The sequence below is a fragment of the Nitrococcus mobilis Nb-231 genome, assembly GCF_000153205.1.
GTDB lineage: Bacteria > Pseudomonadota > Gammaproteobacteria > Nitrococcales > Nitrococcaceae > Nitrococcus > Nitrococcus mobilis.
In genome coordinates this window covers 2,429,462-2,455,531 of the sequence record NZ_CH672427.1, presented here as the reverse complement: position 1 = coordinate 2,455,531, position 26,070 = coordinate 2,429,462, and the positions used below count along the sequence as shown (strand labels likewise).

Genomic DNA, 26,070 nt, shown 5'->3' with positions numbered 1-26,070 from the left:
AGTCCTCACAGCGGATCAAGGGATCGGACAGAGCCGGGAGCACGTTGGTGCTGGTTTGAGAAGCGGGATTAGCGGGGAAGATAGAGCTCCGAGGCGGTTCAAGCAGCCCATCACCCCACACCCCGGGACTAAGCACCTAATGATATCCTCCGAACGCTACTAGTGTAGGGCCCCGCCCTATTTAGCGCTTATAGCGTGAGGCCGGGCGGCCATCTGCGGTGTTGGCGCTCTTGACAAGGCCGACGGCCACTGCCGGCGAGCGCCGCCTTGCGCTGACACCGGCCTGGAGCTCTATAAGTGTCAAATAGGGCGGGGCACTACACTAGCGGCCGGTTTATAATGGCGCGGCTGCCAAGCCGATAAACTCTTGGCTGCCGCTTGATCCATATAGTGCATAGCCTTACCTGATCAGCTGGCCGGCGTAAAATCGACAACTTACGATATCAAGCCTTAGCAACGGAGCGACATGCACGCCGGTTCCATCCGCTCCGACTGCGGGAATGCACCTCGAGGCAAATCATGGCAGGACATAGCAAGTGGGCGAATATACAACATCGCAAAAAGGCTCAGGACGCCAAGCGCGGTAAAATCTTTACCAAATTAATCCGGGAAATCACGGTCGCGGCCCGGGTCGGCGGCCCGAATCCCGATTTGAATCCACGGCTGCGACTTGCCATCGATCGCGCGCTCAGCGTCAACATGCCGAAGGACAACATCGAGCGGGCGATCAAGCGCGGAGCCGGCACGGATGAGTTGGAAAGCTATGAGGAGCCCCGTTTCGAAGGTTATGGGCCGGCCGGGGTCGCCATTATGGCCGACTGCATGACCGATAATCGTAACCGTACGGTCAGCGAGGTCCGCTTTGCTTTCAGCAAATACGGCGGCAATCTGGGCACGGACGGCTGCGTGGCGTACCTTTTCCGCAGGCAGGGTGTTTTTGTCTTCCCGCCGCACAGCGATGAGGACCGCATTCTCGAGGTCGCACTGGAGGCCGGCGCCGAAGACATCGCCAATAGCGACGACGGTTCGGTGGAAGTGCTGAGCTCGCCGGAACACTATGATGCGGTCAAGCAGGCACTGGAGCTCGCCGACCTGCACCCGGCGGATGCCGAGATTACCATGCGGCCGGAGACCACCGTAGTGCTCGGCGCTGAAGAAGGTCGCAAGGTACTGAAAATTATAGAACACCTGGAGGATTTGGACGACGTCCAACATGTCTATACCAACGCCGAAATACAGGAATCAGCTTACGACGAGGCTTGAGGACTTGCGGCACCGCAGCAGCCCGCGGCGCATCCTCGGCATTGATCCCGGTTTGCGGATCACCGGCTACGGTGTCATTACAGTAAACGGCTCCAGGTTAGCTTACGTTGGTAGCGGCATCATCCGGATTCCGGACGGCCCTCTTCCCGAGCGGTTGAACATCCTATTTGAACAGCTAGCACACGTCCTGGCTCAGTACGAGCCGGTCACCGCTGCGGTCGAACAGGTTTTCGTCCATCGCAATCCGAGCTCGGCGCTGAAGCTCGGTCATGCGCGCGGCGCGGCCATTTGCGCCTGTGCCCAGGCCGGCCTGACGGTTGCCGAGTACACGCCCCGAAGGATCAAGCAAGCTCTGGTCGGAACAGGTAACGCTGACAAGCAGCAGGTGCAGTACATGGTGCAAAGCTTGCTGGGCCTGCGGGGGAATCTACGAGTCGATGCAGCGGATGCGCTGGCCACCGCCGTTTGCCACGCCCATGGACAGCGCTTCGACTGCGCGCGGGCCGGCGAGAAGCTCATATCATGATTGGCCGGCTGCGCGGCATTCTACTTGAAAAGCAACCACCACGGTTGCTCATCGATGTTCAAGGTGTGGGCTACGAAGTCGAAGCCCCAATGTCCACCTTCTACGAGCTGCCAGCCCAGGGCGAGGCAATTACTCTTCGCACTCACCTCGCCATCAAGGAGGATGGGCATACCCTATATGGCTTCCACACTGAGCAAGAGCGGGCGTTATTTCGCAGCCTCATCCGAGTAAGCGGCGTAGGCCCTAAAATGGCGCTGGCTTTCCTCTCCGGCATGCGCACGGAAGAATTTCTGTGGTGTGTGCGCCAGCGTGATACCGCAGCGCTCATACGCTTGCCTGGCGTAGGTAAAAAAACGGCCGAACGTCTAATCGTAGAGATGCAAGATCGGCTCTCTGCGCTTGCCACCCAGGCCAGTACAGCAGCGGGAGCCTCCTTTTCCGCAGCAGGCGGCGCAAACGAAGCGTTCACCGAAGCTATGAGTGCCTTGCTGGCGCTCGGCTACAAAACGCCCGAGGCTCAGCAACTATTGGCTGGACTGGCCGAAGCTGAATTGAGCAGCGAGGAATTGATCCGACTCGCTCTGCGCAAGGCCGTTCACAAACCATAAACCATGAGCAAGCCGATGCATGGTCTTTGCCCAAAGCAACCCAACGCCAGCCACGCCGGCACCTACCATCAATACATTACACGGGATTTAGCCACCGCCGGATCGTTCGCTAGCACAGAAGTGGAAGCGATGCTCCTTCGAACCACAAGGCATTAAATACGGGCAATGCCTATATGCACGGCTGCTTGCAGGCACGCCTGAGGATGCACGGGTCATGATTGAGCCGGATCGAGTCGTTCAAGAACAGGCTGCGGGCGAAGACGAGGCCATCGATCGTGCCATCCGCCCGCGCCGATTGGCCGATTATGTAGGCCAACCAACGGTTAGAGAACAGCTGGAGATTTTCGTCCATGCCGCACGGCAACGTGGCGAGCCGCTTGATCATGTCCTGATCTTCGGTCCCCCCGGCCTGGGCAAAACGACCCTTGCACACATTGTCGCCCATGAGCTGGGGGTGGGCTTGCGTCAAACCTCAGGGCCAGTGCTCGACAAACCCGGCGACCTAGCGGCGCTGCTGACCAATCTCGAACCCCAAGATGTGCTGTTTATCGACGAAATCCATCGGCTCTCACCGGTGATCGAGGAGGTTCTCTATCCTGCAATGGAGGACTTCAAAATCGACATCCTGATCGGCGAGGGGCCGGCGGCGCGCTCGATCAAACTCGATTTGCCACCGTTTACGCTAGTGGGCGCCACAACCCGAGCGGGCCTGCTCACCTCGCCTCTGCGCGATCGCTTCGGCATCGTGCAGCGCCTGGAGTATTATTGCGTGGAAGATCTCGCGGCCATCGTGCAGCGCTCCGCGACATTGCTGGCACTGGCTATAGACGCTCGTGGGGCATTGGAGATCGCGCAGCGCTCCCGGGGAACCCCACGAATTGCCAATCGCCTGCTGCGACGGGTACGCGATTTCGCTGAAGTCAAAGCGGACGGGCGCATCACGATGGAGGTAGCAAAGGCCGCCATGGACCTACTGAATGTGGATGGCAACGGCTTCGATGTCCAGGATCGACGGTTATTGCTGACCATCATTGAGAAATTCGACGGCGGACCGGTGGGAGTGGACAGCTTAGCAGCGGCAATCGGCGACGAACGCGGCACCATCGAGGATGTGCTCGAACCCTATCTGATCCAGCAGGGGTTTATCATGCGCACGGCGCGGGGGCGCATGGCAACCCGCAGCGCTTATCTGCATTTTGGCTACCCACCGCCTGCGCGCAACCACGAGACGACGCCGGATCTGTTCGACGACGCCTAAGTGCGGCCATTCGCGCGATGAAGCTATACCACCCGCGATCGACCCTGACCCTGATCCTATATGGCTTTGGGGTCGTATCATTGCCACTGTTCTTTGCCCTGGCTTACGCCGGTGTCTACGTTGACCGACTCTCCGAGCAGGCCCAGACGGCCGTCTACAATGCGGCCCAGGCAATCCAGGGCAGCCGCAGCCTCGCAGAGGCGCTCACCGGGATGGAGCGCACGGCGCGGCAGTATTTGTTGCTGGGTGATCAATCGCTGTTCAAAGTTTACAAAGAGACTCACGATGAGTTCCAATCCATCGTCAACCACCTCAGTATTCTCACCGCCACAGCACCACATCGCCACCATATCGACGACATCGGCCGCCAAGAAACCGAGCTGTTCCAACGCGTATCGGATGAAAACGCACGCCAACAGATGACGCAGCAGAAGACTGCGGCTATCTTCATCACCCTGCACAAGCTCGCCGATCAAATCAGCCGGGGGAGTAATCGGCAGATCGACCACGAGGTTCAAGTAATGCAGCAGACGGCCACCATGGCTCAACGCGTGCTATTCTGGCTGGCGATTGCACTTATCCCGCTGACCCTTATCTCAACAGCGATTTTTACTGTACTGATCTCGCGTCCCGTCCGCCAGGTGGATAACGCCATTCGCAAACTCGGTGCTGGCCGTTTCGGCTCGCCCATCGAAGTCTCTGGGCCCCAGGACCTGCATGCGCTGGGCGAGCGTCTTGAGTGGTTGCGCCGTCGACTGATCGAGCTCGAGGGCGAGAAAACGCGTTTCCTGCGGCACGTCTCTCATGAGCTCAAAACGCCGCTCACCACGATTCGAGAGAGCACGGCTCTCCTGGAAGATGAAGTAGTAGGTAGGCTCAACGACGAACAGCGGGAGATTACTCAGATCCTCTACGCAAGCGGACACCGCCTACAGATCCTAATCGAGGATCTGCTCGATTTCTCCCGTATGCAGGCGCACCGTCCTGCGCTCAATCTCACCCCGGTGGACATGAGCACGTTGGTGGAAAACGTACTGCAAAATCACAAGGTGGCAATCAAAGCGAAGTCGCTGCTGGTAACGGCTAAGCTCGCCGAATGCCGCTTGCTTGGCGATGCGGGGAAACTACGAACCGTCGTGGACAACCTGCTTTCTAACGCAATCAAATTCTCACCTACCCACGGCGCGCTTACCATCAGAACGCTGCAGCTCGAAAATACCGTCGTGCTAGACGTCGCCGATCAGGGACCCGGCATCACTGCCGCGGAACGCGATAGAGTATTCGAAGCTTTTTTCCAAGGTAAGCGTCAACCCGAAGGCTACGTCAAGGGCTCCGGGTTAGGGCTTTCCATTGCTCGAGAGTATGTGCTCGCGCACGATGGACGCATCGATGTTCTAGATAGGCCGAGTTCCGGAGCGCGACTGCGGGTCATGTTGCCGTCTCGCGCGAACTCAAAACTGGCGGCTGTCAACTGAGCAGCCGAAAATGGACCTTGAACAGCCCAAAACGTATTTCTAAAATTAATAGGCTTTTATGCATGAGCAAAATGCCGCTCGCGTTGATTCTTCTCACCCTCCCGCTGATGATGACAGGCTGTCGCTATTTTCCTGTCGAAAGCAGCCAAGACGCGAACGCCCCAGGCACAGCGGAGCTTGCCCAACCCGACGCGAGACGGATCACCGAACTGCTGGGTTATTATCGGGATCTCGACAGGCTCGACCAGAGCGGTCTGAAAACCCGCCTTACTGGACTCCAAGGCAGCCTGGAAAAGAATGACTGCACCACGGTTCGGTTGAAATCAGCTATGATACTCAGCAGGCTATCGGCTCACGAAAGCGGCCCGAGCAGCCAAACCGTTTTAGATCCATGTCTGAACAATGCATTTAATCGGTACTCCGCTGCAGGCAAACTCGCCTTTCTGCTACAAGACTTGATCGAAACCCGCAAGGCCGCCGACGGAGCGCAAGCCGAGCTACAAAATTACCACCACCAGATCAAAACGCTGCAAGATGAAAATGAAAAATTACACAAACAGCTCGAAGGCCTAAAGGCCATTGAGAAAAGCATTCAGCAGCGCAATCAGCTCTAGCGGAGTGAAATCAAACATGGCCAAAGGCTACCGAATCCTGGTGGTCGACGACGACCCCGGGGTGCTGCGTCTGCTCTCCATTCGACTCAAATCCAACGGCTACGAGGTGGCAACTGCTCAAAGCGGTGAGGAAGCGTTATCGAATTTTGCAGGCATCAGACCGCATCTGGTAATAACGGATCTGCGCATGGACGGCATGGATGGCATGACGCTGTTCCAGAACCTGCACAAACAGCACCCTACGCTACCCGTGATCATTCTTACGGCTCACGGCTCGATTCCGGATGCCGTGGAGGCAACTCAGAAAGGCGTCTTCGGTTTCATTACCAAGCCGTTCGAGGCCCCCGCGCTATTACAACAAGTGGAAAGTGCCTTGCGCCTTTCGGGTATCGTAGAGCCAGACACCGCGGGCAAACAAACCAATACCTGGCGTGCCGAGATCATCAGCCGCAGCCCTTTGATGGAAGACGTCCTGCAGCGCGCCAAGCTGATCGCTCCGAGCGAAGCCAGCGTATTCATACAGGGTGAGAGCGGCACCGGCAAAGAATTGCTGGCAAAAGCCATCCATAATACAAGCCGGTGCAGCAAGGGGCCCTTCATCGCCGTCAATTGTGGCGCGATACCCGAACCACTGCTGGAATCCGAACTTTTTGGCCATAAAAAAGGCGCCTTCACGGGCGCTAATCAAGACCACGAGGGCCTTTTCAAGGCCGCTGACGGCGGGACGCTATTCCTCGATGAAATCGGGGATATGCCGCTGGCGCTCCAAGTCAAGCTGCTGCGAGTGCTGCAGGAGCATCAAGTGCGGCCAGTCGGCTACACGCAGGACATATCGGTCAATGTGCGGATCATCTCCGCCACCCATCGTGACCTGGAACTAGAGATGGCCGAGGGCCGTTTCCGCGAGGATCTCTACTATCGGCTCAACGTAGTCACCTTATCCCTGCCCTCGCTCGCGCAGCGCCGAGAAGATGTGCCTGTTCTGGCCAATCACTTCCTTCATCAACTGGCACGCAAATATGAAAAGAATCTCAAAGGCTTTTCGCAGGAGGCCATGGAGCACCTGGTCAGCGCTCAGTGGCCGGGTAATATCCGGCAGCTTTATAACGTAATCGAGCAGGTGGCGATTTTATCCGCGACGCCGATCATTTCATACGATCTGGTGCAGCAAGCCTTGCGGGGGGATGCCCCTGGACTGCCGCCTTTCGCCGATGCTCGCCGCGATTTCGAGCGCAGTTACTTAGTTAAGCTGCTGCAGATCACCGAAGGTAATGTCAGCCGTGCTGCCCGACTGGCGAAAAGAAACCGCACCGAATTCTACAAATTGCTCAACCGCCACGACCTCAATCCCAGCCTGTTCAAACAGGCACGCTGATGCGCGGGAGAACATCTCCGATGCCGAGCTGCAGATCCCTTGGCTAGGCATTAGCCATACAGGCCAACGGCAAACTTGCTGTCTACCAATAACTTGGTCGTCTGCCAACGGTGAAATGAGAGCACGTGGAAAACCGCATGCAATCATCCCACAGCATGCCTGTCTCCAAATAGAGACGGACATTTGAGCGTCGCATCAGCTCAATATTTCTGTGCCGATCACACGGCGCACATAGATATTTTATTCAACTTATCAATTTCTTATACGTGATAGGATTCCGTGGTTACCAACCATTGCACATCCCGGAAAAGCCAAACTTGGCTGAAGACCGCCATCAGGCGTAAGCTTAGTATGCAGCCGAAGCGGGGAGCATGACGAGAGGCAGCCGCGGGAGGCAATTTCATGTCGCTATTCAGCGACAGATTTGGCGGCCACATAAGTGGAACGATGCCGGTTGATAAATATATTATATTGATTTAATTAAATTTAAAAATATTGGTATGACTTTTGTATATAAATTAAGCATTATTAGCTGCAGCCATACAGTCGTGGATGTGCTTACCGGAGCAAACGTTAGTTAATAGAGGATTCGACTGAGCGCAAGCGCGCGTCTGCTGATTTCGCACCTGTAGGCTCTAGTAAAGCCCCGTCACCCCCTCATTCCGGCCTGCAGGTGCTTTCTCCTTCCTACAACCCCTGTATCGAATAGGGTTTTGACACAGGGGTTTTTCAGGGATCGACACCATTGAGCCGCTTCGAACGTCCTGCGTTGGCGAAGGCATCGAATGCTTGGCCCGTGGTGAGATAAGTGCGCTCGGCAACCCGCTGCCCCAGACGAGTATGGCGTAAGCGGTCCTGCACCGGCCCTTTTACCTCAGCCAGATACAAAACGATGCCGGCATACGCCAGCCCTTCTTCCAAATGCTCGAGCATCTCCAGGCCGCTCGCATCGATGTAATTGACTGCAGCCATGACCAGCAGCAATTCCTGGGTATCCGGCGCAGCCGCCAAGTGCCGGGTTATGAAATCTTCGACCTGGGCCGCGTTGGCGAAATAAATGCTCTCGTCGATACGCACCGCTAGTACCCGCGGGTTGGTCTGCGCCACGTAACGATTGACGTTGCGGAAATGCTCGGTGCCGGGAAGCCGGCCAACCACGACGATGTGCGGGTGACCGGTGCGCCACAAGTACAACGCCAGCGACAGTACGATACCCATCAGCAATCCCAGCTCGATACCGAGCCCGAGCACCGCCACGCACGTTACCGCCAAGGCGGCGCCGTCGGCGCGGTCGTAAGCCCACACCCGGCGCGCGCCAGCCACATCGATCAACTGCGCAACCGCGACGACGATGATCGCCGCCAACACCGCATCCGGTAGGTAGTAGAACCAACCCGTGAAAAACAAAGCAACCACGCCGATCAGCCCGGCGGTGATGATACCGGCCAGCTGGGTACGGGCACCGACATCAAAGTTGACCACCGAGCGCGAAAAACCACCGGCCACCGGCATGGTGCCAGCCGCAGCGGCGGCGAGGTTGCTCAGGCCAAGGGCGATAAGCTCCCGATTGACATCGACTTTCTGGCGTCGACGTGCGGCCAGCACCTTGGCCAGCGATACGCTTTCCACATAACCCACCAAGGCGATCAGCACCGCTGAGGGCAGCAGTGCATGCCAGCCCGGTGCGGAGAGGAAACCAAGCGATGGCACCGGCAGCCTAGCCGGCACGGTGCCCACCACGGCTAACCCATAGGTGCTCTCGACATTGAGCAGCGCCGCCGCCAGTGTGGCTAAAATTACAACGACCAACGGAATCGTGCGTACAATTAACATGGCACTACGAGCAGCCATACCGACCCGCTGCAATAGACGCCTGAGCGGGCTGCGCCCCGCCAGCAACACTATGAGGGCGACCAGGCCAAACGTCAGAGTCGGAACATGCAGCTCACCGAAATGGCTGATCAGCGCCTGCAGTGTCTCGAACACATCGCCACGGGCCAAATCAATCCCCAACAAATGATTGATCTGACTCGTAATGATTAGCATCGCCGCACCGCTGGTAAATCCCGAGAGCACAGGGTGGCTGATGAAGTTGACCAAAACACCGAGCCGGAACGCGCCAAGGAGCGAAAGAAACAGACCTCCTTCGGCGGCCAGGATGACGGCGCCGCTCAGCCAAAGCTGCCGGTCTCCAGCGCTGTAGTCGTTGAGCGCGCTGGCCACCATGAGCGCGAGCACCGCCACTGGGCCCACTCCCAGCACTCGACTGGTGCCGAACAACGCATACGCGAGCGGTGGGGTAATCGACGCATACAACCCCATTTCCGGTGGCAGGCCGGCTAGCACCGCATAGGCCATGCTCTGCGGCACCAGCAGAACGGCCATTATGATTCCGGCGATCAGATCGTCCGCCCAAGCGCTACGGCCAGCGGCGCGCAACTGTCCGAGCAGGGGCAGCAGGCGCGGCAAGATTTGCCATGCTCTGGCACCCCCACTCATCGCCGCTTCATGCTCTCTGCCCGCAAGCCAGATTGGCCGGCACTGCCACGCCTATCATTTTGGGATCGGGCAGGTTCAGGCTGCGCATGATTTCAGCGTATTGTTCAGCGCTCTTGCCGGCTAAACGCGGATTAAAACGCCGCTCCTCCCAGATGGTGGAGACCGTGCATCCCTTATAATCGTGAGCCGGGTATGCCCGCGTTTCCTCGCGCAGCGTAAACAGCTTGTTCACGATCGAATCGTACGATGCGTAAGGATCGCCACCCTGGAAATCGGTACGCCCCGAACCGCGGATCAGTAATACATCACTGGTGAACACGGCATCCTCGCACTCGCCGCGCCCATCGAGCATGAAACCGAACGACTCGTTCGTGTGGCCCGGCGTGTACAGCGCTTTGAGCCAAACTCCGTCGACAGCGACGGTCTCACCCTCGCGGACATGTTGCGAGACACACTCGGCTCTCGTGAACTCGCCCCTGAGGGTCGCACAATCTGTGGCGTCGCGCAGATCGCCAAGCGCGGTAACATGGTCGGCATGCGTGTGCATATCGATGGCACGTATGAGCTTAAGATCAAGCTGCTCGATCAGGCCAAGGTAAACCGACATCTGTTCCCTGACCGGATCAATAATCAAGCCCTACCGGCCCTTGCCGGAGGCGATCAAATACGTATAAGTGCTCGATTGTCGGTCGAACAATTGACGGAAGAACATCATGCACCTCTAACCAGAATATTTCTTTTTGGAATATATTTATTCTATAAATATTAATGAGCTACACCCTGAGGGGCAAGCATTGAAAGGAGAAAATTCGCTATGACAACCCTACAAACCACAAACAAGCGCCACGTCGTGGTCGTCGTCGGCGGCGGCACGGCCGGCCTAGCGGTGGCCGCGGCACTGCTGCGCCGACAACCCGATCTCGACGTCGCGGTAATCGAGCCGAGCGAGGATCACTACTATCAGCCCGGCTGGACCCTGGTCGGAGGCGGCGATATGACGGCTGCGCAGACCCAACGCCGCGAGGCGGAGGTGATGCCGCAGAAGGCGGTCTGGATCAAGGACGCGGTGACCTCCTTTCAACCGGCGGAGAATCGCCTCACACTGGCCGGCGGCGGTACGCTCGAATACCGCTTCCTGGTCGTCGCCGTAGGCCTGCAGATCGACTGGGACGCAATCGAGGGACTGCCCGAGACGCTCGGCAAGAACGGCGTGACCTCCAACTACCGCTACGATCTGGCTCCCTACACCCACCAACTGACCGAATCATTCGATGGCGGCGAGGCGCTGTTCACTCAACCGGCGATGCCGATCAAATGCGCCGGGGCGCCGCAAAAGGCGCTGTATCTGTCGGCGGACACCTTCCAGCGCCGCGGCGTCAAGGCCAATATCGGTTTCTATAATCAGGGCGGCGCCATGTTCAGTGTACCCGCCTACGCTAAGGCGCTGGACAAGATCATCGCGGGCTACGGCGCCACGCCCTATTTCAAACACGACCTGATCGCGGTGGACGGCGACCAACGCACAGCTACCTTCCGAACCGAAGACGGCACCGTGACCCGGCATTTCGACTTGCTGCACGTGGTACCACCGCAGTCGGCACCGGATTTCATCAAGACCAGCCCGCTCGCCGGCGCGGCCGGCTGGGTCAGCGTGGACAAGCACCGCCTGCGGCACACCCGCTACGACAATGTCTTCGCACTCGGCGACTGCACCGACACCCCCAATGCCAAAACCATGGCGGCGGCGCGGCGCCAGTTCCCGGTCGTGGTCGCCGGCCTGCTCCAAGCCCTCGGCCACACCAGCGAGGCAGCCGAATACGACGGCTACGGGGCCTGCCCGCTGACCACTGAGCACGGCAAGGTCATGCTGGCCGAATTCCGCTATGGTGGCGAAGTGATGGCGAGTTTTCCACTCGACCCACGCGTACCCCGCCGCACGTATTGGGCGCTGAAGCGCTACTTCTTCCCCTGGCTGTATTGGAACGTAATGCTCAAGGGCCGCGATTGGAGCTGGCCGGAGCATAAACCACGTCCACGGCTCACGGCACAACCGGCGTAAGCAACGTATCGGCCTGGAGACCTTCGGCAACCACCAATGGCAAGGAGAGCGACAAGCCGTAGCCGACGCGGCCATGCACCTTGCCGTTGGTCGGCCGGCGCGCCCGCACCCCCAGCCCGCCGGGCAAAGGATCGGGCTGCCGTCGCACGCCTTACCGTATTATTCTTTGCTCGGGCGTTTGCCTAGCTTGCGTTGCAGCGTGCGCCGGTGCATGCGTAAGGCACGCGCCGTAGCGGATATGTTGCCCCCATGGGCTTTTAGCACCCGTTGCAGATGCTCCCACTCCAAACGCTTGACCGAGGTCGGATGCGCGGGTGGCACAACCTCGGTATTCGCTTCTTGGCAGCCCAGCGCGGCGAGAATCTCATCGGCATCGGCGGGTTTGGCGAGATAATGCACGGCCCCGAGCTTGATCGCTTCCACTGCCGTGGCGATGCTCGCATAACCGGTAAGCACCACGATCCGCATTGTCTCTCGCAGGGCCAGCAAGCGTTGCACCAATGGCAACCCCGAATCCTCCCCGAGCCTAAGATCGACTACCGCACAGGTCGGCACCCGCTGCAGCGCTGCCGCCAGCGCTTCAGCCGCGGTCTGCGCCACATCGACCTGGAAGCCACGCCGGGTCAGTGCTTGCGCCAGAACCCGGCAAAACACCGGGTCGTCGTCCACCAGCAAAAATGTCTCTCGATCGAGCACCATCGACGCATCCGATCACAGTCAGGCCGCCGCGCGCAGCCGCTGCAGCGGCAGCAATACCCGCGCCACCGTCCCGCCACCGCTACGCGGGCTCAGCGTGAGCGCGCCTCCCAAACGCTCTATGACGCCCTGAGTCAAGTAAAGACCCAAACCATTGCCGGTTGCCTTGGTGGTCACCGGCGCCCGCCCCAGTACGGCAGCGATCTTGGGACTGAGCCCGGCGCCACGATCGGATACGGTCAGCTCCAAGGTATCGTCTTCCACCGCGGCTGCTACGCTAATCTGGTCGGGCGAGGCATCTGCCGCATTATGGAGCAGATTAGCGAGGGCCTGGGTGAGCGTGCGATCGGCGACAATCCGCAACCCCGACGGCAGAACGCAGCGGCTGCACTCCAGGCGCACGCCCGGACGCAGCACTTGCCATTGGCTGAGCAAATCCTGCAGATAACGATCCAGCGCCACGGCACAACCGGATTCGGCACGCACCTCACCTGCCGAGGCCGAAATCGTGGTCAGGGCCTGCCGGCAACGCCCGATTTGCGCTTGCAGAATACGCACATTCTCCTGGTCATTCGGGGAGCGAACCTGCGCTTGCATCTCCTTTAGCAAAACCGCCATAGTGCCCAAGGGCGTCCCCAACTCGTGGGCCGCACCAGCGGCCAGGGTGGCCAGACTGAGCAGACGTTCGTCACGCAAGGCGCGTTCGCGCGCCCGAGCAAGAGCCCGCTCCTGCTCACGCAAGGTTTGACCCATGCCGGCGACAAAATAGGCAATCAAAGCGGCACTGAGCATAAACCCCAGCCACATGCCAAGCACATGCATCTGGAAGTGACCACTGGCTCCGCCGGCACCCGGCAGGGGCCGGTACACCACCATGAGGCCGGAGTAGCAGGCGATCGTCACAGCGGCGATGATCCAGGTCTGCCGGCGCGAGAGCACGGTGGCGGCAATGGTCAGTGACAACAGCAACAGCCATACGAATGGGTTGGTGGCCCCGCCGGTAAAGTAGAGCAAAGCGGTCAAGCCCAGCACGTCGGCCAATAAATGGACCATGAACTCATGGCTGCCCGGTTGCTGACGCTTGAGCCGCCGCCACGCCACGGCGTTGAGCAGAGCGAGCCCGGCGATAACAAGACCCACGTCGGCAAGCGGCACAGCCATGTTCAATGCGAACGCCGCCACGAGCACAGCCGCTGTCTGTCCGGCGATTGTGAAATTGCGCAGCATTAATAGATGGCGCAGGTTAATCCGCGTGGAGGCTTCGTGCATACCTGATTTGCGCCTATGGGTCATTTGGATTGGCATGAACAAACGCATGCCTAATTTGTTAATTTAGCATGACCGCCCGCATGGGGCGCAGAAGGCCGCCTCAATGGCGCGTTCCATTAGATCGTCACTGCGCTGGAAGATGGTCTGTGCGCGCCTGAATCCGTTGAACTGGGGAGAAGAAGAAAATGCGATGGCCTGCCGCCTTGCGTGCGACGCTGCTGGCGCTCATCGGCGTCTTGCCGCTGAGCGTCAATGGGCAAGGGTTTGCCGGTAAACGGCTTTTCCCTGCAACCCCGAGTGTCGTAGACCCCTTTTTCATCGATGAACTGGATTTGCTGCTCAGTCATCAACCCGACGTCAACAAGGACGACGCGAAAGTAGACACCACGCAAGCCGCACTGAATTTCTCCAAACGCATCACCAGGCGGCTGACGCTGACCCTGGCGAGTGGGTATGCCCACCTCGATCCGGCGCAGGGATCGCAACAGAATGGCTTCACCAATACGACGCTTGGAATCCAATTCATGGGACCAATCAGCGCCGAGCGCGAATCGGTCGTTGCCATCGGTTTGGATGCGAAGCTTGGCGGCACCGGTAGCCAAGCGATCGATCGAGACTCGTTCTCCACCATCTCGCCCGCCTTTTTCCTCGGTCAAGGCTTCGGCAATCTACCGCAGAGCGTTAAATATTTACGGCCGTTGGCATTCAACACGGCCATCGCCTACAATTTTCCCACCCGCGGCCGCGAGCCGGAAACCCTCTCCAGCGGCTTTGCCTTACATTACAATCTCGGCTATTTGACTTCTTTCGTGCGCGACATCGGCCTGCCGAGTTGGCTCAATCATGCGATCCCCGTAGTCGAGGCGCCCTTACGGTTTTGCATGGAAAGCGGCTGCAAGGGTCTGACCGGCACAGTCAACCCCGGTGTCATTTGGTTCAATCATCTCGGGCAAGTCAGTGTCGAGGCGAGCATTCCGGTGAACGAGCGCACCGGCGACAGCGTGGGAATGCGACTCCAGCTGCACCTCTATATGGAAGATTTGTTCCCCAACTCACTGGGCAAGCCCCTTTTCGACTGATGCCGATCGCTATGCATTGCGCATCGAGATAGACCACCTCATCGCGCGCGAGCAAACCGACGAGCAGAATCTTCGCCATTACTCTTCTGCGATGCGGCAAGCCATAAGGAGACATCTTCTTATCAGCCACATATATTGGTTGAGGCTGATTACGGCGGCCGCGCTAGACAGTCAGCAGCTCGAGAATATGGCTGTTGGGATCGAAAAAATAGACCCCGCGACCGCCGCCGCGACGATTGATGCTCATATCGTCCAAGGCCCGCGGACCACTGCCGTACGCTATGCCCTCTGCCTGGATACACCGGAAATTTGCTCATGCCCCACGCGGCGGCGGCCAGGATGGCCACCCGGGAGCGGGGCGCGGGTCGTTACCAGTGCCACCGTCCCGAGATCATGGGCCGGGTGCTGGGCATTGTCTACCGGGCCATAGCGACGCACCTGATCAAGAAAGCCGGTCATAGCCATAAGACGGCCCGTACCGGCGCGCTCACACTGATCCGGCGGTTCGGATCCGCGCTCAACCTGAATATTCACTTCCACATGCTGTTCCTCGATGGCGTGTATGTCGACCATCACAATGGAACAGCCCGGTTCCGCTGGGTCAAGGCGCCTACCCATGTCGAACTCACGCAACTGGCGCACACCGTCGCCCACCGGGTCGGCCGCTTTCTGGAATGCCAGGGCCTGCTGGAACGGGACGCGGAGAACAGCTATCTGGCCTCGGATGCGATGGACGTCGATCCGATGAATCAACTGCTGGGGCATTCCATTACCTCCCGCATCGCTGCGGGGCCACAACAAGGGCGCAAGCTCTTTGCCCTCCAGACTCTACCGGCATGTGACCCGGAAGATCCGTTTGGCGACTCGTCCGGCAATGTCGCTGGTTTTTCCCTGCACGCCGGTGTCGCCGCCAAGGCCTATGAACGGGACAAGTTGGAACGCCTCTGTCGTTACATCGCCCGCCCGGCGGTCTCGGAAAAGCGGCTTTCAATCACGCCGAACGACAACATCCGTTAGCAGCTTAAGACGCCTTACCGGGATGGCACCACGCACATCATATTCGAGCCGCTGGACTTCATTGCAAGATTGGCGGCCCCGGTGCCCAAGCCCAGACGTGAACCTGACAAGATTTCATGGCGTGTTTGCCCCCAACAGCAATCATCGCGCCCGGGTGACGCCCGCCAAACGGGGCAGGGGCAAAAATCCAACGCATCAGATGAACCGCAAACATTCACCGAACACCGCGCAGCCATGACCTGGGCGCAACGCCTCAAGCGCGTTTTCAATATTGATATCGAGACCTGCCTTGACTGCGCCGGCGAGGTGAAGGTGATTGCCTGCATCGAAGAGCCGGTTGTGATCAGGAAGATCCTTGATCACCTGACTCGCGGCGACGCCCCCTCCCCCCGCGCCCGTACCAAAGCCCGAAAGCCGTGCGCCGCCTGGCGCTGTGTTCGGCTGACGCCGTCGCGCCGTTCGAGACCGGATGCTGTTACCCAGTGGTGAATGGCAGGGCATCGGCTGTCCTGTCGGCTGGGGTAGGTCGGGAAGTGGCGCTGGCAGGGGAGAATTTTCGAGCATGAGGACTGAGAGGGGCAGGATTTTGAGACGGTGAAGGACCACCCGTCCCGCTTCTCCCCGAGCATAAACGGTTGAACCGTCCGGAAAAGGGCGTTTATGCTTTCTATCCCCAACTTCTCATTAAGTCCGGGCGTAATGTGTGCGGGGTGGCGGAGGCAGAATCACGGCCGTGCATTAAATACAAAATTATCAAGTGCTTATTGTTGATGGTAAGCAACGAACCACTCTCTTCAATGTCTTCTTGCCCGGACTTAATGAGAAGTTACACGTCACTCAAGACCAAAACCAAGTTTGTGCAGATGCGTTTGTTCCTTGGGTAGACTGACGGTCTTGCCGCCTCGCCATTCACTCCAATCATCCATAATTCGGTGCACGTTCCAGTCAGCCCAGTCTTTGGTGCAGAATATATCCTCCAGGTCAAGACAGCCCGGGTAGCTTGTCCCAAGAGCGCACATTCGATGATGTTCGTTGAGGTACGTTTCCGGTTCCTTGACGTAGTTTCCCCTGTTGGATGAAACTTCACGCTCCCTTTGTAAACCATGCTTGCCGATCCAAACAGTCCGAGCGTGTTTCGCGATTGCCGGAAGATCGGTCATGAGCTGTTCGTACAGGTGACAGACCGTCCGTGGAACGAGGTCAAAGCTTGAGTGAAATTCTGTGCCATGAGCGCGTAAAAATTTCCACGCGAGATGACGGATCAGTCTGGGACTATTTGCGACCGCTTGGCTGGATAGGCCTGAGTTGACCACGTCAGAGTGATTGCCGGGAAATGGCAAAAAATGCACATGAGGCTTGACGTGGCTGGGATTGAGACTGTCCGGGTTGCCCCCTGGGCCGTGCTGGCTCCTCGGAGCCATGAAAGCGACCGTGCTTCGGTCCAAGGCTTCAAATAGACAGCCATTTTCGTCCAGTGCCAAAATAGCGGCGTAATTTCGTACATTAGGAGGGATGAATCGTATGTCGTCGGTGACGGCATTGAGCCCTCCCGGTACCGGATCGACGGCGAATATATTGACGTTGATGGTGTCCTCAAACACTTCAAACAACTTGTTGGCAGTCTTCAGACACGTGACTGCTCCCCGACTCCACCCAATCAAATTGACCGTATCGATGGGCACGCCTTCCGACCATTTTAGATGCTGCACGAGCCAGGCAGTTTTATAGACGTTATCATCCCATCCCCGGCCTAAGCCCAAACCGCCAACCTTCGAACTGCTCGCTGTATTACCCATAAAATGGTCTTGAAAATTGCTGCTTTCCTTGCTCCCCATGATCCAGTATGCTCGTCGGCCCGCTGCTGTGAGAGCCGGGTTGAGTTTGTGGGAATTGCCCGCGTTTTTTTCGACATCTATTAACGGATTAAACACCCCGGGGCGGTCATGGGCTACACCACTTGCAGACTCAAGCGCCGAAACCGCTTGAGACCCTGGTCCCTCACAAATCAAGTGAGTCGGATGGGCGGATGTCAAACGATAGGGTAACGGACAGTCCCGTGTGGGCTTTGCCGTTTGTTCGATGCGGGCCTCGTATCCCTTCACCGCTCGACTGAGCTCACTGATCAATTCATTGGGATCGCTGTCCCGGTCAAAGGCCGTACCGTGATTGAACACCGTGAAGATATTTGCAGCCATATCACACTCCGTTGAGACATGATCAATTGGTTATTAACCTGCCTAGGTACTTCATTTCTATATTCACTACTGTAGCCATTATATGGCGCTATTTTTGCCAAATAATTATCAAGATAAAAAAATAAAATATCAAAACAAAAACTTAGACAAGAGCATCCCAGCAATTCCCGGTGATCAAGTCTTTGCTAAGTTTAACGCTGCCCGGTGGGGTCCGCTTTTTCTGTGGACACGACAACCCGCCACCGTGGCGGTGGGCTTTCGGGGGCTTGTTGGTCGGAACGCTCAAAACCAGGCTATCGATCGAGACACAAGCTGATCGCGCTACGAGGTATCGGGTAGCGCGGGCAAGGTCATGTGGAGTGAGGCGGCGTCCGACCAGGCGGCCATCAGCACCGTCCAGTCGGGAACGTAGAAGTTCAAGACCAGACCACGCAGGCGCTCCCAGAGATGGCGTCGCGAGCGCCAGCGCTCACGGGCGCGCTGGAACGCGCGGCAGGCGTGCTCCTGGATCTGGTCGATGAGAAAGGCGAGCAGCATCAGCCCGGCGAGCATGCTGGCAAGATACTGTTCGCCGTGGCCATAGTTGTGCTCGAAGTGATAGCCCTGGTTTTTGAGCGTGTTAACCCGATCGTTTCATAAACCCGGCGAGCCAGCTCGTTTTTCCACCAAAGTGCGATAGATGCACGGTTAACCGGTCGCCACGCACCGCTCAACGCGCGTCTACCCCGGAGAAATCCGGCATCGCGAAGTCGGGCGAAGTCGGGGTCGGACCAGCGTAATCATTTGATAAATCAGAGAACAGTGAAAAAATAACACTTGAATCACAGCTTAAACGGACCATCGTCCCATTCAAAACGCTGTTCTAAGGAAGGAACTCAATGCCACGCGCAAATCGTCACTGGCTCTCCGGCCATGTCTGGCACATTACCCACCGCTGCCACCGCCAGCAGTTTCTGCTCAAATTCGCGCGGGACCACCGATTGTGGCGTCGCTGGTTGTTCGACGCCCGCCAACGGTTCGGGCTCTGCGTCCTGGATTTCATCGTCACATCCAACCACATTCATTTACTGGTGCAGGACCGGGCCACGGAGAAATTGCAAAGAGCATGCAATTGATTGCCGGACATACCGCGCAAGCTTATAACCAGAGAAAACAACGACGGGGTGCCTATTGGGAAGACCGCTATCATGCCACCGCTATAGAGGCGGACGAGCATCTGGCACGCTGTATCACGTATATCGATCTGAACATGGTACGGGCAGGCGCCGTTCATCATCCGCGAGAATGGGAAGCCTCTGGCTATCGGGAAATCCACAATCCACCCGCACGGTACCGCACCATTGATTACCCAGCCCTCATGGGTCTGTTGGGCATCCCGGATCTTCAACGGCTTCAACTGATTCATCGAAGCTGGATTGAGGAAGCCCTCAAGGCCGAGCAGTCCGTGCGTGATGAGCGTTGGTCCCGGAGCCTCGCGATCGGCAGCCAAGCATTTGTTGCACGCTTTCAGGCTGATCTGGGGATTTTCGCGATTCATCGGACCATTGAGAAGCACGGAAACAGCCGCGTTTTAAGGGAGGACGCGGCGGATTACGCTATCAAATTCTGAGTATGAAATCGCCGCTCTAAGGCTTGAAAGCGTGAAATTTATTGATTTAATCTGTATAAGTTACAAAAACTTGGGTAGGTCCGACCCATGACTACCTACCGGCCATGACTGCCGGAAGCCCGCGACCACCTTCTCGAAATACACCGCCACGTCCATGGCCTTCTTGTATATCGGCAGGTGCTCGTAGCGTGCCATGACCCCCGCAAGCGCAGGGGGACGCCCCCGCACCCCCAAGAAAATAATTAAAATCCGTCCCATTTTCAGCACATGATGGTGCACCTGAATTGCTCCGATGCATGCAAATCGCTATTATGTATGCATCGAATGTAAAGCGAGTTTTTGAAAATGGCCATGCTTACGGTACGCAACTTGCCCAATGAAGTGCATCGGGCCCTGCGAGTGCGAGCCGCGCGACACGGTCATAGTATGGAAGCCGAGGTGCGCGCGATTCTGGAAGCGGCGGTGACACCGGAAGGGCGCGTAAAGCTGGGATCGCTGCTTGCCGACATTGGCCGCCGTACCAAGCTCACCGATGAAGAATTCGCCGTCTTCGAGCAGGTCCGCGACAAGTCCCTTGCCCGTGCGCTGAACCTTGGATGATCCTGCTTGATATCAATGTGGTTTCTGAGCCGCTGCGCCGTACGCCGCAAGCCCGAGTCATCGAGTGGATCGATGCGCAACCGCTTGAAACGCTCTATCTGTCCGCCATCACGGTTGCTGAGCTACGAGCGGGAGTCGCTCTTCTGCCGCCTGGCAAACGGCGGACCAGGCTACAGGAGGACATGGAAAAGCGGGTGATACCGCTGTTCGCCGGGCGCGTGCTCGCGTTTGATCTCGCATGCACGCAAGCCTATGCCGAACTGATGGCGAAGGCGCATGCGGTTGGTCTGGCAATCGCCGCAGCCGATGGATATATCGCAGCCATTGCTACTGCGAACGGACTTGCCGTCGCCACGCGCGACACAAATCCTTTCAAAGCCGCCGGCGTGGAGGTTATCAATCCGTGGGAGGCGTAAGCTCTGAAGAACGCGAGCTAGATGTCACTAAATTCGAGGCGCCGCTCGATTCGTTCAAACCGCGCGTCAGTACGGTCAAAGCGATTTGAGTGCTCAGCGAGTGCGGCGTGGATCTGCGCGAGGTCAACATGCAGTTGGGCCTCACCTGTCTCCAAACGGCCAAGACGGCTCTTGACGCCACTCATATCCTCACGCAGCCCATCCAACTTCTCGTCGATGCACCGCAGGTAGCGAAGGGTCTGACTCTCCGGTTCCTGATCAGTCATGGCGGAACGCCTCAATGGCCCGCAGAATCAGTTCCTTGTTCGTGAGCCCAAGTGAGGCGGCGTAGGACTTGATTTCGCGCCTCTGCTTGGGAGTCACCATGATGCACAATGACACCTGCTCGGTAATCTGCGGCAGCTTGCTGTTGCTCTTCAGCTGGGCCTCCTTCTGCGACGGCTGGGTCGAAAGATCAAGCTTAGCCATGGAAAGCCAGCAATTCTAATTATTGCCGCCCAGGCCAGGAACTACAGTTGGCTTGACCACCGACTGCGGCCACAAAGACCGCCACGACGCCGCCCCCAAGCGCCTCTTCCTCTATCCGCTGCGCGCTGACGCTCAACATGTTTTGGCTCGAGCGCCATAATTAGAATTGCTGCAGCCCTACCACGAACATAGCGCCCCCAGCGCGGCCGCGAGGCGGGCGCCCGGCAGTCCATAACCGATCGGCTTGTGTGCTGCATTCTGGAAGAGTGCGCATATAACGTGCATAATACGTATTGATACGTAAAACAGGGAGATCGAGGGATGCAAACGATCAGCGCCACCGAGTTGGCCCGGCACACTCGCGAGGTTCTGGACAAGGTGGCCAGTCGGGGTGAGAGCGTAGCAATCGAGCGAAACCGCATCATGATCGCCCGAATCGTGCCGCCTGAGCCGACCATGACCGCAGCCCAGGCACTCGCCGGACTGACGCCTATGCTCACGCCGGAGCAAGCCGCTCGCTGGCTTGAGGATAGCAAGGAAGATTTCGACGAAGCGGTGCGCGATCCATGGGCATGATTTTCGATAGCTGCATCTGGGTGGGGCTCGCTGCCGGCGAGGTGGACCACCAGAGCGTTATCGCAGCGGCCGGAGACGCACCGGTGTTCGCCTCGGTAATCTCGCTCGGAGAGCTGGGCTTCGGTGTTGAGATCTGTGCCGATCCGGCCGAGCGAGCGGTGCGGGCCGCCTACCTCCAACAGGTAGAGCAGCGCCCCACCCTGGAGATCTCCAGGCACACGGCCGCGGCTTTTAGCGTGCTCGCGGCCGCCGTCAAGCGCGCCGGGCGCTCCCCGCGGCCGCGCTATAATGATCTATGGCTGGCCGCGCAGGCAATCGAGCACGGATACGCGTTGTTGACCCGCAATGCCAGCGATTTCGCTGGGCTGCCGGGGCTGCGGCTCGCAACGCTGCCGGGCGAACCACGGCTGTAGACATGGAGTTCTCCATTGGCCGTTATTGGCCGTTCAGCCTCTGATAGCAAAGCCCAAAAACACAACAACAGAGTCCGCCTTCGACTCAAGCACAAGGGTTAGGCCTTACATTTGGCGCAGCAAACTCAGAAATTGTCGCCGGTCTTCGTCGTCAAAATGGAGCTCGGGCGTTGCCGCGCGCGGTCACGTGATAAAGCGCTCCGGCGAACTCAATGCATAAGGGGTTTACCATCCCGTCGCCACCGCCTTGCGGCGTCGCGTATTGAACTGGAGACGACAAGGCTCTTCGACAGCTATTTCAAATGTAAGGCCTGTCCTAACCCGCCATCGGGCCCGGCGGCGTCAGATGCGGGTCAGCGCCGAGCCCTTGTGCACGGCAATGTGATCGGTCTTGTCGCTCTTGATCTCGTACTGCGGCTCGTCCTCGCTGCAGCGGCGGATATGCCCTTTCCACCGGAAATCTTGAGTATGAATGTTAACGATGCAGCCGCTGACGTAGCCCGCCTCGGAATTCCAGCGAACGTGATCGCCGATTTTGAAACGTGTAGCCATAACGGAGTCGTCCTCGTAGCAGGTGGATGATCCGACTCGACACCGAAACTCATACCATAGAGATCACGGCGCGTGCGCTCGATTGTCAGTCGCTCACCGATTCGTCATACGCTGCTCTGGTGTAGTGCCCCGCCCCATTTGGCGCTATAAGCGCCAAATGGGGCGGGAGACTACGCTAGAGTATGCCTACTAGCCGACGCCCCATGCCAGGTTTGGCCATGATATCTAAAGATCCTCGCCCCACCCGCGGCAAGCACACGGCGCACACCATCAACCGCGCCGCAATCGTCGATCAAAACTTCCTTCGGCTCCTACAGACGTGGGACGAGCTACTGGCAGGCCGCGCCGCGCTCACCGAACCGATCCGCAGCGGCTCGACTCTCAGCGGTGCGGCCTTCCTTGAATTGTTCGAATCACAGGTGCTCTCGCGCCATCTCGATTTCGAGGCACGCGCCATGCGCGCCCGCAACGAGGGCTTCTATACGATCGGCAGCGCCGGACACGAAGGCAACGCCGTGCTCGGACGCCTCACACGCCATACCGACCCCGCATTCCTGCATTACCGATCCGGCGCTTTTATGATGGAGCGCGCACGCAAGCTCCCACACATCGATCCGGTGTACGATGCGGCGCTGTCGCTGGCGGCAAGCGCCGCGGATCCGATCTCGGGTGGCCGTCACAAGGTCTGGGGCTCCAAACCGCTGTGGGTATTGCCGCAGACCTCGACCATCGGTTCGCAGCTACCCAAGGCGGTGGGCATGGCCATCGCCATCGCACTCGCGCGGCGCAGCGGAACCGGGTTACCGATCCCGCCGGATGCCATTATCGTCTGCAGCTTCGGTGATGCCTCCGTGGACCACGCCGCCACGCAGGCGGGGTTCAACGCCGCCGCCTGGACGACCCACCAACATCTGCCCTGCCCGATCCTACTCGTCTGCGAGGATAATGGCTTGGGCATTTCGCTGCGCCCGCCGGCGGGCTGGATCGAGGCTAGCCTGCGCGGGCGTCCGGGCATCCGCTACTTTACCGGCGACGGCTTGGATCTCGTCGCGGCCCACGCCGTCGCCGCGGCGGCCGTGGAGTATGTCCGCCGCACCCGCCAACCCGCCTTCCTGCACCTTCATATGCAGCGCTTGCTAGGCCATGCAGGCTCGGACCTGGAAGACAAATACCGCAGCCTGGCACAGATCGAGGCTGGCGAGGCACAAGACCCGCTACTGCATAGTGCACGCACGGCGCTGCGTGCGGGTCTGTTGAGCGTGACGCAGATTCTGGACCGCTATCAAATGGCTCGTCAGCGGGTGCGTAAGGCGGCGTCCCGCGCGGCACGGACGCCCAAACTCGAGCACCGCACGCAGATCATGCGCCCGCTCGCACCCTACGATGCCGCGGCGGTCAACACCGAGGCGCGCCGGGTCGATTATCAAACCGAGCCTCAGCGCGCGTTCGGCGGCTCGGGCGGACTGCCGGAGCGCCAGCCGCCCCGCCACCTCGCCGTTCAGCTCAACCGGGCGCTGCACGAATTGCTGGTGAAATACCCACAGGCCATCGTCTTTGGCGAGGACGTCGCCCAAAAAGGTGGTGTCTACACGGTCACCGCCGGGCTCTACGAGACGTTCAAAGGCCACCGTGTATTCAATACCTTGATCGACGAAACCGCCGTGCTCGGGTTGGCTCAAGGTGCGGCCTACCTGGGACTGTTGCCGATCCCGGAGATCCAATATCTCGCCTATTTTCACAACGCCTGCGATCAGATCCGCGGCGAGGCGGCCTCCCTGCAGTTTTTTTCCAACGGCCAGTACGCCAACCCCCTGCTGATGCGCATCGCGGCGTTCGCCTACCAGAAGGGCTTCGGCGGGCACTTTCACAACGATAATTCCATCGCTGCGTTGCGCGATATCCCAGGCCTGATCATCGCTTGTCCCGCCCGCGGCGACGATGCGGTGCAGATGCTACGCACCTGCGCAGCGCTGAACACAGTAAATGGCCGTGTGGTGGCCTTCCTCGAGCCGATAGCGCTTTACATGACCAAGGATCTCTACCAACCCAACGACGGCAAATGGCTGTTTCCTTATCCCGCGCCTGGTCGCGCCATTCCTCTTGGTTCAGCGCGGGTCTATCATGCGCGGGCACACGAGTTGCTGATCATCACCTACGGCAACGGAGTCTGGCTGTCGCTGCGAGCGGCGAGACGGCTGCGCCGGGAGAGCGGGGCACGGATACGTATCGTCGATCTGCGCTGGCTCAAGCCACTGAACCGCATGCTCATCGCTCGGCACGCGCGGTCAATCGGGCGGGTCCTGGTAGTCGACGAGGGTCGACGCACCGGCGCGCTCTCGGAGGAGATCGTCACCGCTATTGTCGAGACCTGCGGTCGCAGTATTCAAATTCGGCGCGTCGTCGGTGAAGACAGCTATATCCCTTTGGGGAAGGCGGCACAGCAGGTACTGCCGAATGAAGAACAGATCATCGCAGCCGCCCGCTCCATGCTGGCTGCCACAAGCGACCGATAAGCGGTGCTTGCTCGGTAGGGGACCGAATTTTGTTGCTCGCTCAAGCGCCGCGGCACGCAATCGGCTTCGAATTAGTGAGCACCGCAGCTACACTGGGTGCTTCGCTACGATTCGCACAGAGGACCCCTAAGAGCCATGGCAGAACATCGCAACGTACTGGGCAGTGAGCTGGAGCCTTGCTGCTACGATCCTATGACCGGGTTTTATCGCGACGGCCACTGCCGAGTAGGGCCCGAAGATCTTGGCGTGCATGCGGTTTGTACTCAAGTAACGGAGGCCTTTCTCGCTTTCTCGCGCGCCCGCGGCAATGACCTGACCACCCCGCTGCCCGAGGCCGGCTTCCCCGGGCTTAAGCCCAACGATCGCTGGTGTCTTTGTGCGGCCCGCTGGCAGGAGGCGCTGGAAGCAGGCTGCGCGCCACGCGTGGTGCTCGCAGCCACCCATGAGGCCGCTCTAGAGGTGGTGGCATTGGAGGATCTCAAGCGCTTTGCACTGGATCTGTGTTGATCGCGAATCCATTGGCCGCGCGGCATTTAGCACCTCGCCCAGCGCCCCGTTTCCGGGGCCAAGTCAGGCTGCTTTTGAGTCGAGCGCCCGCCGGATGGCTACTACGCAGCCACGATGGCGGTTATCATGCGACCCCTGACCCCATCGACACGAGGCATTTTTCATGGATTCCACGCTGAAAGCGCATCTCACCCACCGGCAGACCTGGCTACGGGGGCTGTTCATTGTGCTGTTCTCGATTATTTACAGCACCGCCGGAATGGTGCTGACGGCCATCGTGGTCTTCCAGTTCATCTCTATACTGCTCAGTGGTGCATGCAACCCCCGGCTGCTGGCGTTCGCGCGGCAACTGAGCACGTACCTCTATCAGGTGCTGCTCTACGTCACCTTCAATCGCGAAGAACGACCTTGGCCGTTCGACGCTTGGCCTACCGCCGAGCTGGCTGCGCTTACCGATGGTCAGCGACAACAACAATACTAACT

28 protein-coding genes and 2 pseudogenes are annotated in these 26,070 nt (G+C 58.8%); 19 read left to right on the top strand and 11 right to left on the bottom strand.

All coding sequences use genetic code 11. The features are described from left to right. The first annotated feature begins 519 nt into the window (after nucleotides 1–519). From NB231_RS11165 to NB231_RS11135, 7 genes are all read left to right on the top strand, one after another. Nucleotides 520–1,263, top strand: a complete 744-nt coding sequence (locus NB231_RS11165) for a YebC/PmpR family DNA-binding transcriptional regulator (RefSeq protein ID WP_005002807.1) — start codon at nucleotides 520–522, stop codon at nucleotides 1,261–1,263. Nucleotides 1,264–1,267: 4 nt separating this feature from the next. Then, nucleotides 1,268–1,789 (top strand): crossover junction endodeoxyribonuclease RuvC, encoded by a 522-nt coding sequence (ruvC, locus tag NB231_RS11160; protein ID WP_005002803.1) that lies wholly within the window; start codon nucleotides 1,268–1,270, stop codon nucleotides 1,787–1,789. Continuing rightward, nucleotides 1,786–2,397: a Holliday junction branch migration protein RuvA gene (ruvA, locus tag NB231_RS11155; RefSeq protein WP_005002802.1), complete on the top strand. Its 612-nt coding sequence runs from the start codon at nucleotides 1,786–1,788 to the stop codon at nucleotides 2,395–2,397. The genes ruvC and ruvA overlap by 4 nt, the downstream gene beginning before the upstream one ends. Nucleotides 2,398–2,611: 214 nt before the next feature. Further along, a complete protein-coding gene (gene ruvB, locus NB231_RS11150) occupies nucleotides 2,612–3,655 on the top strand; it encodes a Holliday junction branch migration DNA helicase RuvB (RefSeq protein WP_005002801.1) in 1,044 nt (347 codons plus the stop codon). Nucleotides 3,656–3,672: 17 nt separating this feature from the next. Next, nucleotides 3,673–5,130 carry a sensor histidine kinase gene (locus NB231_RS11145; RefSeq protein WP_005002798.1) on the top strand — a complete coding sequence of 486 codons (1,458 nt, stop codon included), beginning with the start codon at nucleotides 3,673–3,675 and terminating at the stop codon, nucleotides 5,128–5,130. Nucleotides 5,131–5,192: 62 nt separating this feature from the next. After that, the gene (locus NB231_RS11140) at nucleotides 5,193–5,744 is read left to right on the top strand and encodes a hypothetical protein (RefSeq protein WP_005002795.1); all 552 of its coding nucleotides are present in this window, start codon (nucleotides 5,193–5,195) and stop codon (nucleotides 5,742–5,744) included. A gap of 16 nt (nucleotides 5,745–5,760) precedes the next feature. Beyond that, the gene (locus NB231_RS11135; RefSeq protein WP_005002794.1) at nucleotides 5,761–7,119 is read left to right on the top strand and encodes a sigma 54-interacting transcriptional regulator; all 1,359 of its coding nucleotides are present in this window, start codon (nucleotides 5,761–5,763) and stop codon (nucleotides 7,117–7,119) included. A 729-nt stretch (nucleotides 7,120–7,848) separates the two neighbouring features. On the opposite strand, the gene NB231_RS11130 is transcribed toward NB231_RS11135, so the two are convergent. Next, nucleotides 7,849–9,618 (bottom strand): SulP family inorganic anion transporter, encoded by a 1,770-nt coding sequence (locus tag NB231_RS11130; RefSeq protein WP_005002792.1) that lies wholly within the window; start codon nucleotides 9,616–9,618, stop codon nucleotides 7,849–7,851. Nucleotides 9,619–9,625: 7 nt separating this feature from the next. Then, entirely contained in the window at nucleotides 9,626–10,225 is a 600-nt protein-coding gene (locus NB231_RS11125; RefSeq protein WP_005002790.1) for an MBL fold metallo-hydrolase, read from the bottom strand. Between the two features lie 207 nt (nucleotides 10,226–10,432). Here NB231_RS11125 and NB231_RS11120 point away from each other — a divergent pair, with 207 nt between their 5' ends. Further along, a complete protein-coding gene (locus NB231_RS11120) occupies nucleotides 10,433–11,677 on the top strand; it encodes an NAD(P)/FAD-dependent oxidoreductase (RefSeq protein WP_005002786.1) in 1,245 nt (414 codons plus the stop codon). Here NB231_RS11120 and NB231_RS18635 read toward each other — a convergent pair. The 3 genes from NB231_RS18635 to NB231_RS11110 are packed head-to-tail and all read right to left on the bottom strand — an operon-like array spanning nucleotide 11,658 to nucleotide 13,642. Next, nucleotides 11,658–11,825 carry a hypothetical protein gene (locus NB231_RS18635; protein ID WP_005002784.1) on the bottom strand — a complete coding sequence of 56 codons (168 nt, stop codon included), beginning with the start codon at nucleotides 11,823–11,825 and terminating at the stop codon, nucleotides 11,658–11,660. The two genes, NB231_RS11120 and NB231_RS18635, sit on opposite strands and share 20 nt — an antisense overlap. 11 nt (nucleotides 11,826–11,836) lie before the next feature. Further along, entirely contained in the window at nucleotides 11,837–12,376 is a 540-nt protein-coding gene (locus NB231_RS11115) for a response regulator transcription factor (protein ID WP_005002782.1), read from the bottom strand. A gap of 18 nt (nucleotides 12,377–12,394) precedes the next feature. Then, nucleotides 12,395–13,642 carry an ATP-binding protein gene (locus NB231_RS11110; RefSeq protein ID WP_005002779.1) on the bottom strand — a complete coding sequence of 416 codons (1,248 nt, stop codon included), beginning with the start codon at nucleotides 13,640–13,642 and terminating at the stop codon, nucleotides 12,395–12,397. A 185-nt stretch (nucleotides 13,643–13,827) separates the two neighbouring features. On the opposite strand from NB231_RS11110, the gene NB231_RS11105 reads away from it, so the two are divergent. Both NB231_RS11105 and NB231_RS11095 read left to right on the top strand, forming a co-directional pair. Next, nucleotides 13,828–14,721 (top strand): hypothetical protein, encoded by an 894-nt coding sequence (locus NB231_RS11105; RefSeq protein ID WP_005002777.1) that lies wholly within the window; start codon nucleotides 13,828–13,830, stop codon nucleotides 14,719–14,721. 381 nt (nucleotides 14,722–15,102) lie between these two features. Then, nucleotides 15,103–16,227: pseudogene (locus NB231_RS11095) on the top strand (transposase); the annotation flags it as partial. A gap of 344 nt (nucleotides 16,228–16,571) precedes the next feature. Here NB231_RS11095 and NB231_RS11090 read toward each other — a convergent pair. Further along, nucleotides 16,572–17,933, bottom strand: a complete 1,362-nt coding sequence (locus tag NB231_RS11090) for a hypothetical protein (RefSeq protein ID WP_005002767.1) — start codon at nucleotides 17,931–17,933, stop codon at nucleotides 16,572–16,574. An 82-nt stretch (nucleotides 17,934–18,015) separates the two neighbouring features. On the opposite strand from NB231_RS11090, the gene NB231_RS18630 reads away from it, so the two are divergent. After that, nucleotides 18,016–18,249 carry a hypothetical protein gene (locus tag NB231_RS18630; protein ID WP_156776986.1) on the top strand — a complete coding sequence of 78 codons (234 nt, stop codon included), beginning with the start codon at nucleotides 18,016–18,018 and terminating at the stop codon, nucleotides 18,247–18,249. A 5-nt stretch (nucleotides 18,250–18,254) separates the two neighbouring features. Here the strand turns inward: NB231_RS18630 and NB231_RS11085 are convergent, their stop codons facing one another. Further along, entirely contained in the window at nucleotides 18,255–18,485 is a 231-nt protein-coding gene (locus tag NB231_RS11085) for a hypothetical protein (RefSeq protein WP_005002766.1), read from the bottom strand. Between the two features lie 326 nt (nucleotides 18,486–18,811). On the opposite strand from NB231_RS11085, the pseudogene NB231_RS11080 reads away from it, so the two are divergent. Further along, nucleotides 18,812–19,542 (top strand): annotated as a pseudogene (locus NB231_RS11080) (transposase). A 60-nt stretch (nucleotides 19,543–19,602) separates the two neighbouring features. On the opposite strand, the gene NB231_RS11075 reads toward NB231_RS11080, so the two are convergent. Then, nucleotides 19,603–19,800: a hypothetical protein gene (locus NB231_RS11075; protein ID WP_156776985.1), complete on the bottom strand. Its 198-nt coding sequence runs from the start codon at nucleotides 19,798–19,800 to the stop codon at nucleotides 19,603–19,605. A gap of 87 nt (nucleotides 19,801–19,887) precedes the next feature. On the opposite strand from NB231_RS11075, the gene NB231_RS11070 reads away from it, so the two are divergent. Together NB231_RS11070 and NB231_RS11065 are read left to right on the top strand one after the other, a co-directional pair. Beyond that, complete coding sequence (locus NB231_RS11070; protein ID WP_005002756.1) at nucleotides 19,888–20,142, top strand: FitA-like ribbon-helix-helix domain-containing protein; 255 nt, start codon at nucleotides 19,888–19,890, stop codon at nucleotides 20,140–20,142. Next, nucleotides 20,139–20,558 carry a type II toxin-antitoxin system VapC family toxin gene (locus tag NB231_RS11065; RefSeq protein ID WP_005002755.1) on the top strand — a complete coding sequence of 140 codons (420 nt, stop codon included), beginning with the start codon at nucleotides 20,139–20,141 and terminating at the stop codon, nucleotides 20,556–20,558. Before NB231_RS11070 ends, NB231_RS11065 begins: the two co-directional genes overlap by 4 nt. A gap of 17 nt (nucleotides 20,559–20,575) precedes the next feature. Here NB231_RS11065 and NB231_RS11060 read toward each other — a convergent pair whose 3' ends face one another. Beyond that, a complete protein-coding gene (locus NB231_RS11060) occupies nucleotides 20,576–20,824 on the bottom strand; it encodes a hypothetical protein (protein ID WP_005002753.1) in 249 nt (82 codons plus the stop codon). Then, nucleotides 20,817–21,026: a hypothetical protein gene (locus NB231_RS11055; protein WP_005002751.1), complete on the bottom strand. Its 210-nt coding sequence runs from the start codon at nucleotides 21,024–21,026 to the stop codon at nucleotides 20,817–20,819. Before NB231_RS11055 ends, NB231_RS11060 begins: the two co-directional genes overlap by 8 nt. A 321-nt stretch (nucleotides 21,027–21,347) precedes the next feature. On the opposite strand from NB231_RS11055, the gene NB231_RS11050 reads away from it, so the two are divergent. Beyond that, nucleotides 21,348–21,602 carry a type II toxin-antitoxin system Phd/YefM family antitoxin gene (locus tag NB231_RS11050; RefSeq protein WP_005002743.1) on the top strand — a complete coding sequence of 85 codons (255 nt, stop codon included), beginning with the start codon at nucleotides 21,348–21,350 and terminating at the stop codon, nucleotides 21,600–21,602. Next, on the top strand, nucleotides 21,593–22,015 hold the full coding sequence (locus tag NB231_RS11045; protein ID WP_005002740.1) for a type II toxin-antitoxin system VapC family toxin: 423 nt from the start codon (nucleotides 21,593–21,595) through the stop codon (nucleotides 22,013–22,015). Before NB231_RS11050 ends, NB231_RS11045 begins: the two co-directional genes overlap by 10 nt. Before the next feature lie 342 nt (nucleotides 22,016–22,357). Here the strand turns inward: NB231_RS11045 and NB231_RS11040 are convergent, their stop codons facing one another. Continuing rightward, nucleotides 22,358–22,567: a hypervirulence associated TUDOR domain-containing protein gene (locus NB231_RS11040; RefSeq protein ID WP_005002739.1), complete on the bottom strand. Its 210-nt coding sequence runs from the start codon at nucleotides 22,565–22,567 to the stop codon at nucleotides 22,358–22,360. Nucleotides 22,568–22,785: 218 nt separating this feature from the next. Here NB231_RS11040 and NB231_RS11035 point away from each other — a divergent pair, with 218 nt between their 5' ends. The 3 genes from NB231_RS11035 to NB231_RS11025 all read left to right on the top strand — a co-directional run bounded on the left by NB231_RS11035 (nucleotide 22,786) and on the right by NB231_RS11025 (nucleotide 26,068). Further along, the gene (locus tag NB231_RS11035) at nucleotides 22,786–25,080 is read left to right on the top strand and encodes a transketolase C-terminal domain-containing protein (protein WP_005002738.1); all 2,295 of its coding nucleotides are present in this window, start codon (nucleotides 22,786–22,788) and stop codon (nucleotides 25,078–25,080) included. Between the two features lie 135 nt (nucleotides 25,081–25,215). After that, a complete protein-coding gene (locus NB231_RS11030; protein ID WP_005002737.1) occupies nucleotides 25,216–25,587 on the top strand; it encodes a DUF2237 family protein in 372 nt (123 codons plus the stop codon). A 163-nt stretch (nucleotides 25,588–25,750) separates the two neighbouring features. Further along, nucleotides 25,751–26,068 (top strand): DUF4389 domain-containing protein, encoded by a 318-nt coding sequence (locus NB231_RS11025; RefSeq protein WP_005002736.1) that lies wholly within the window; start codon nucleotides 25,751–25,753, stop codon nucleotides 26,066–26,068. Nucleotides 26,069–26,070: the final 2 nt, after the last annotated feature.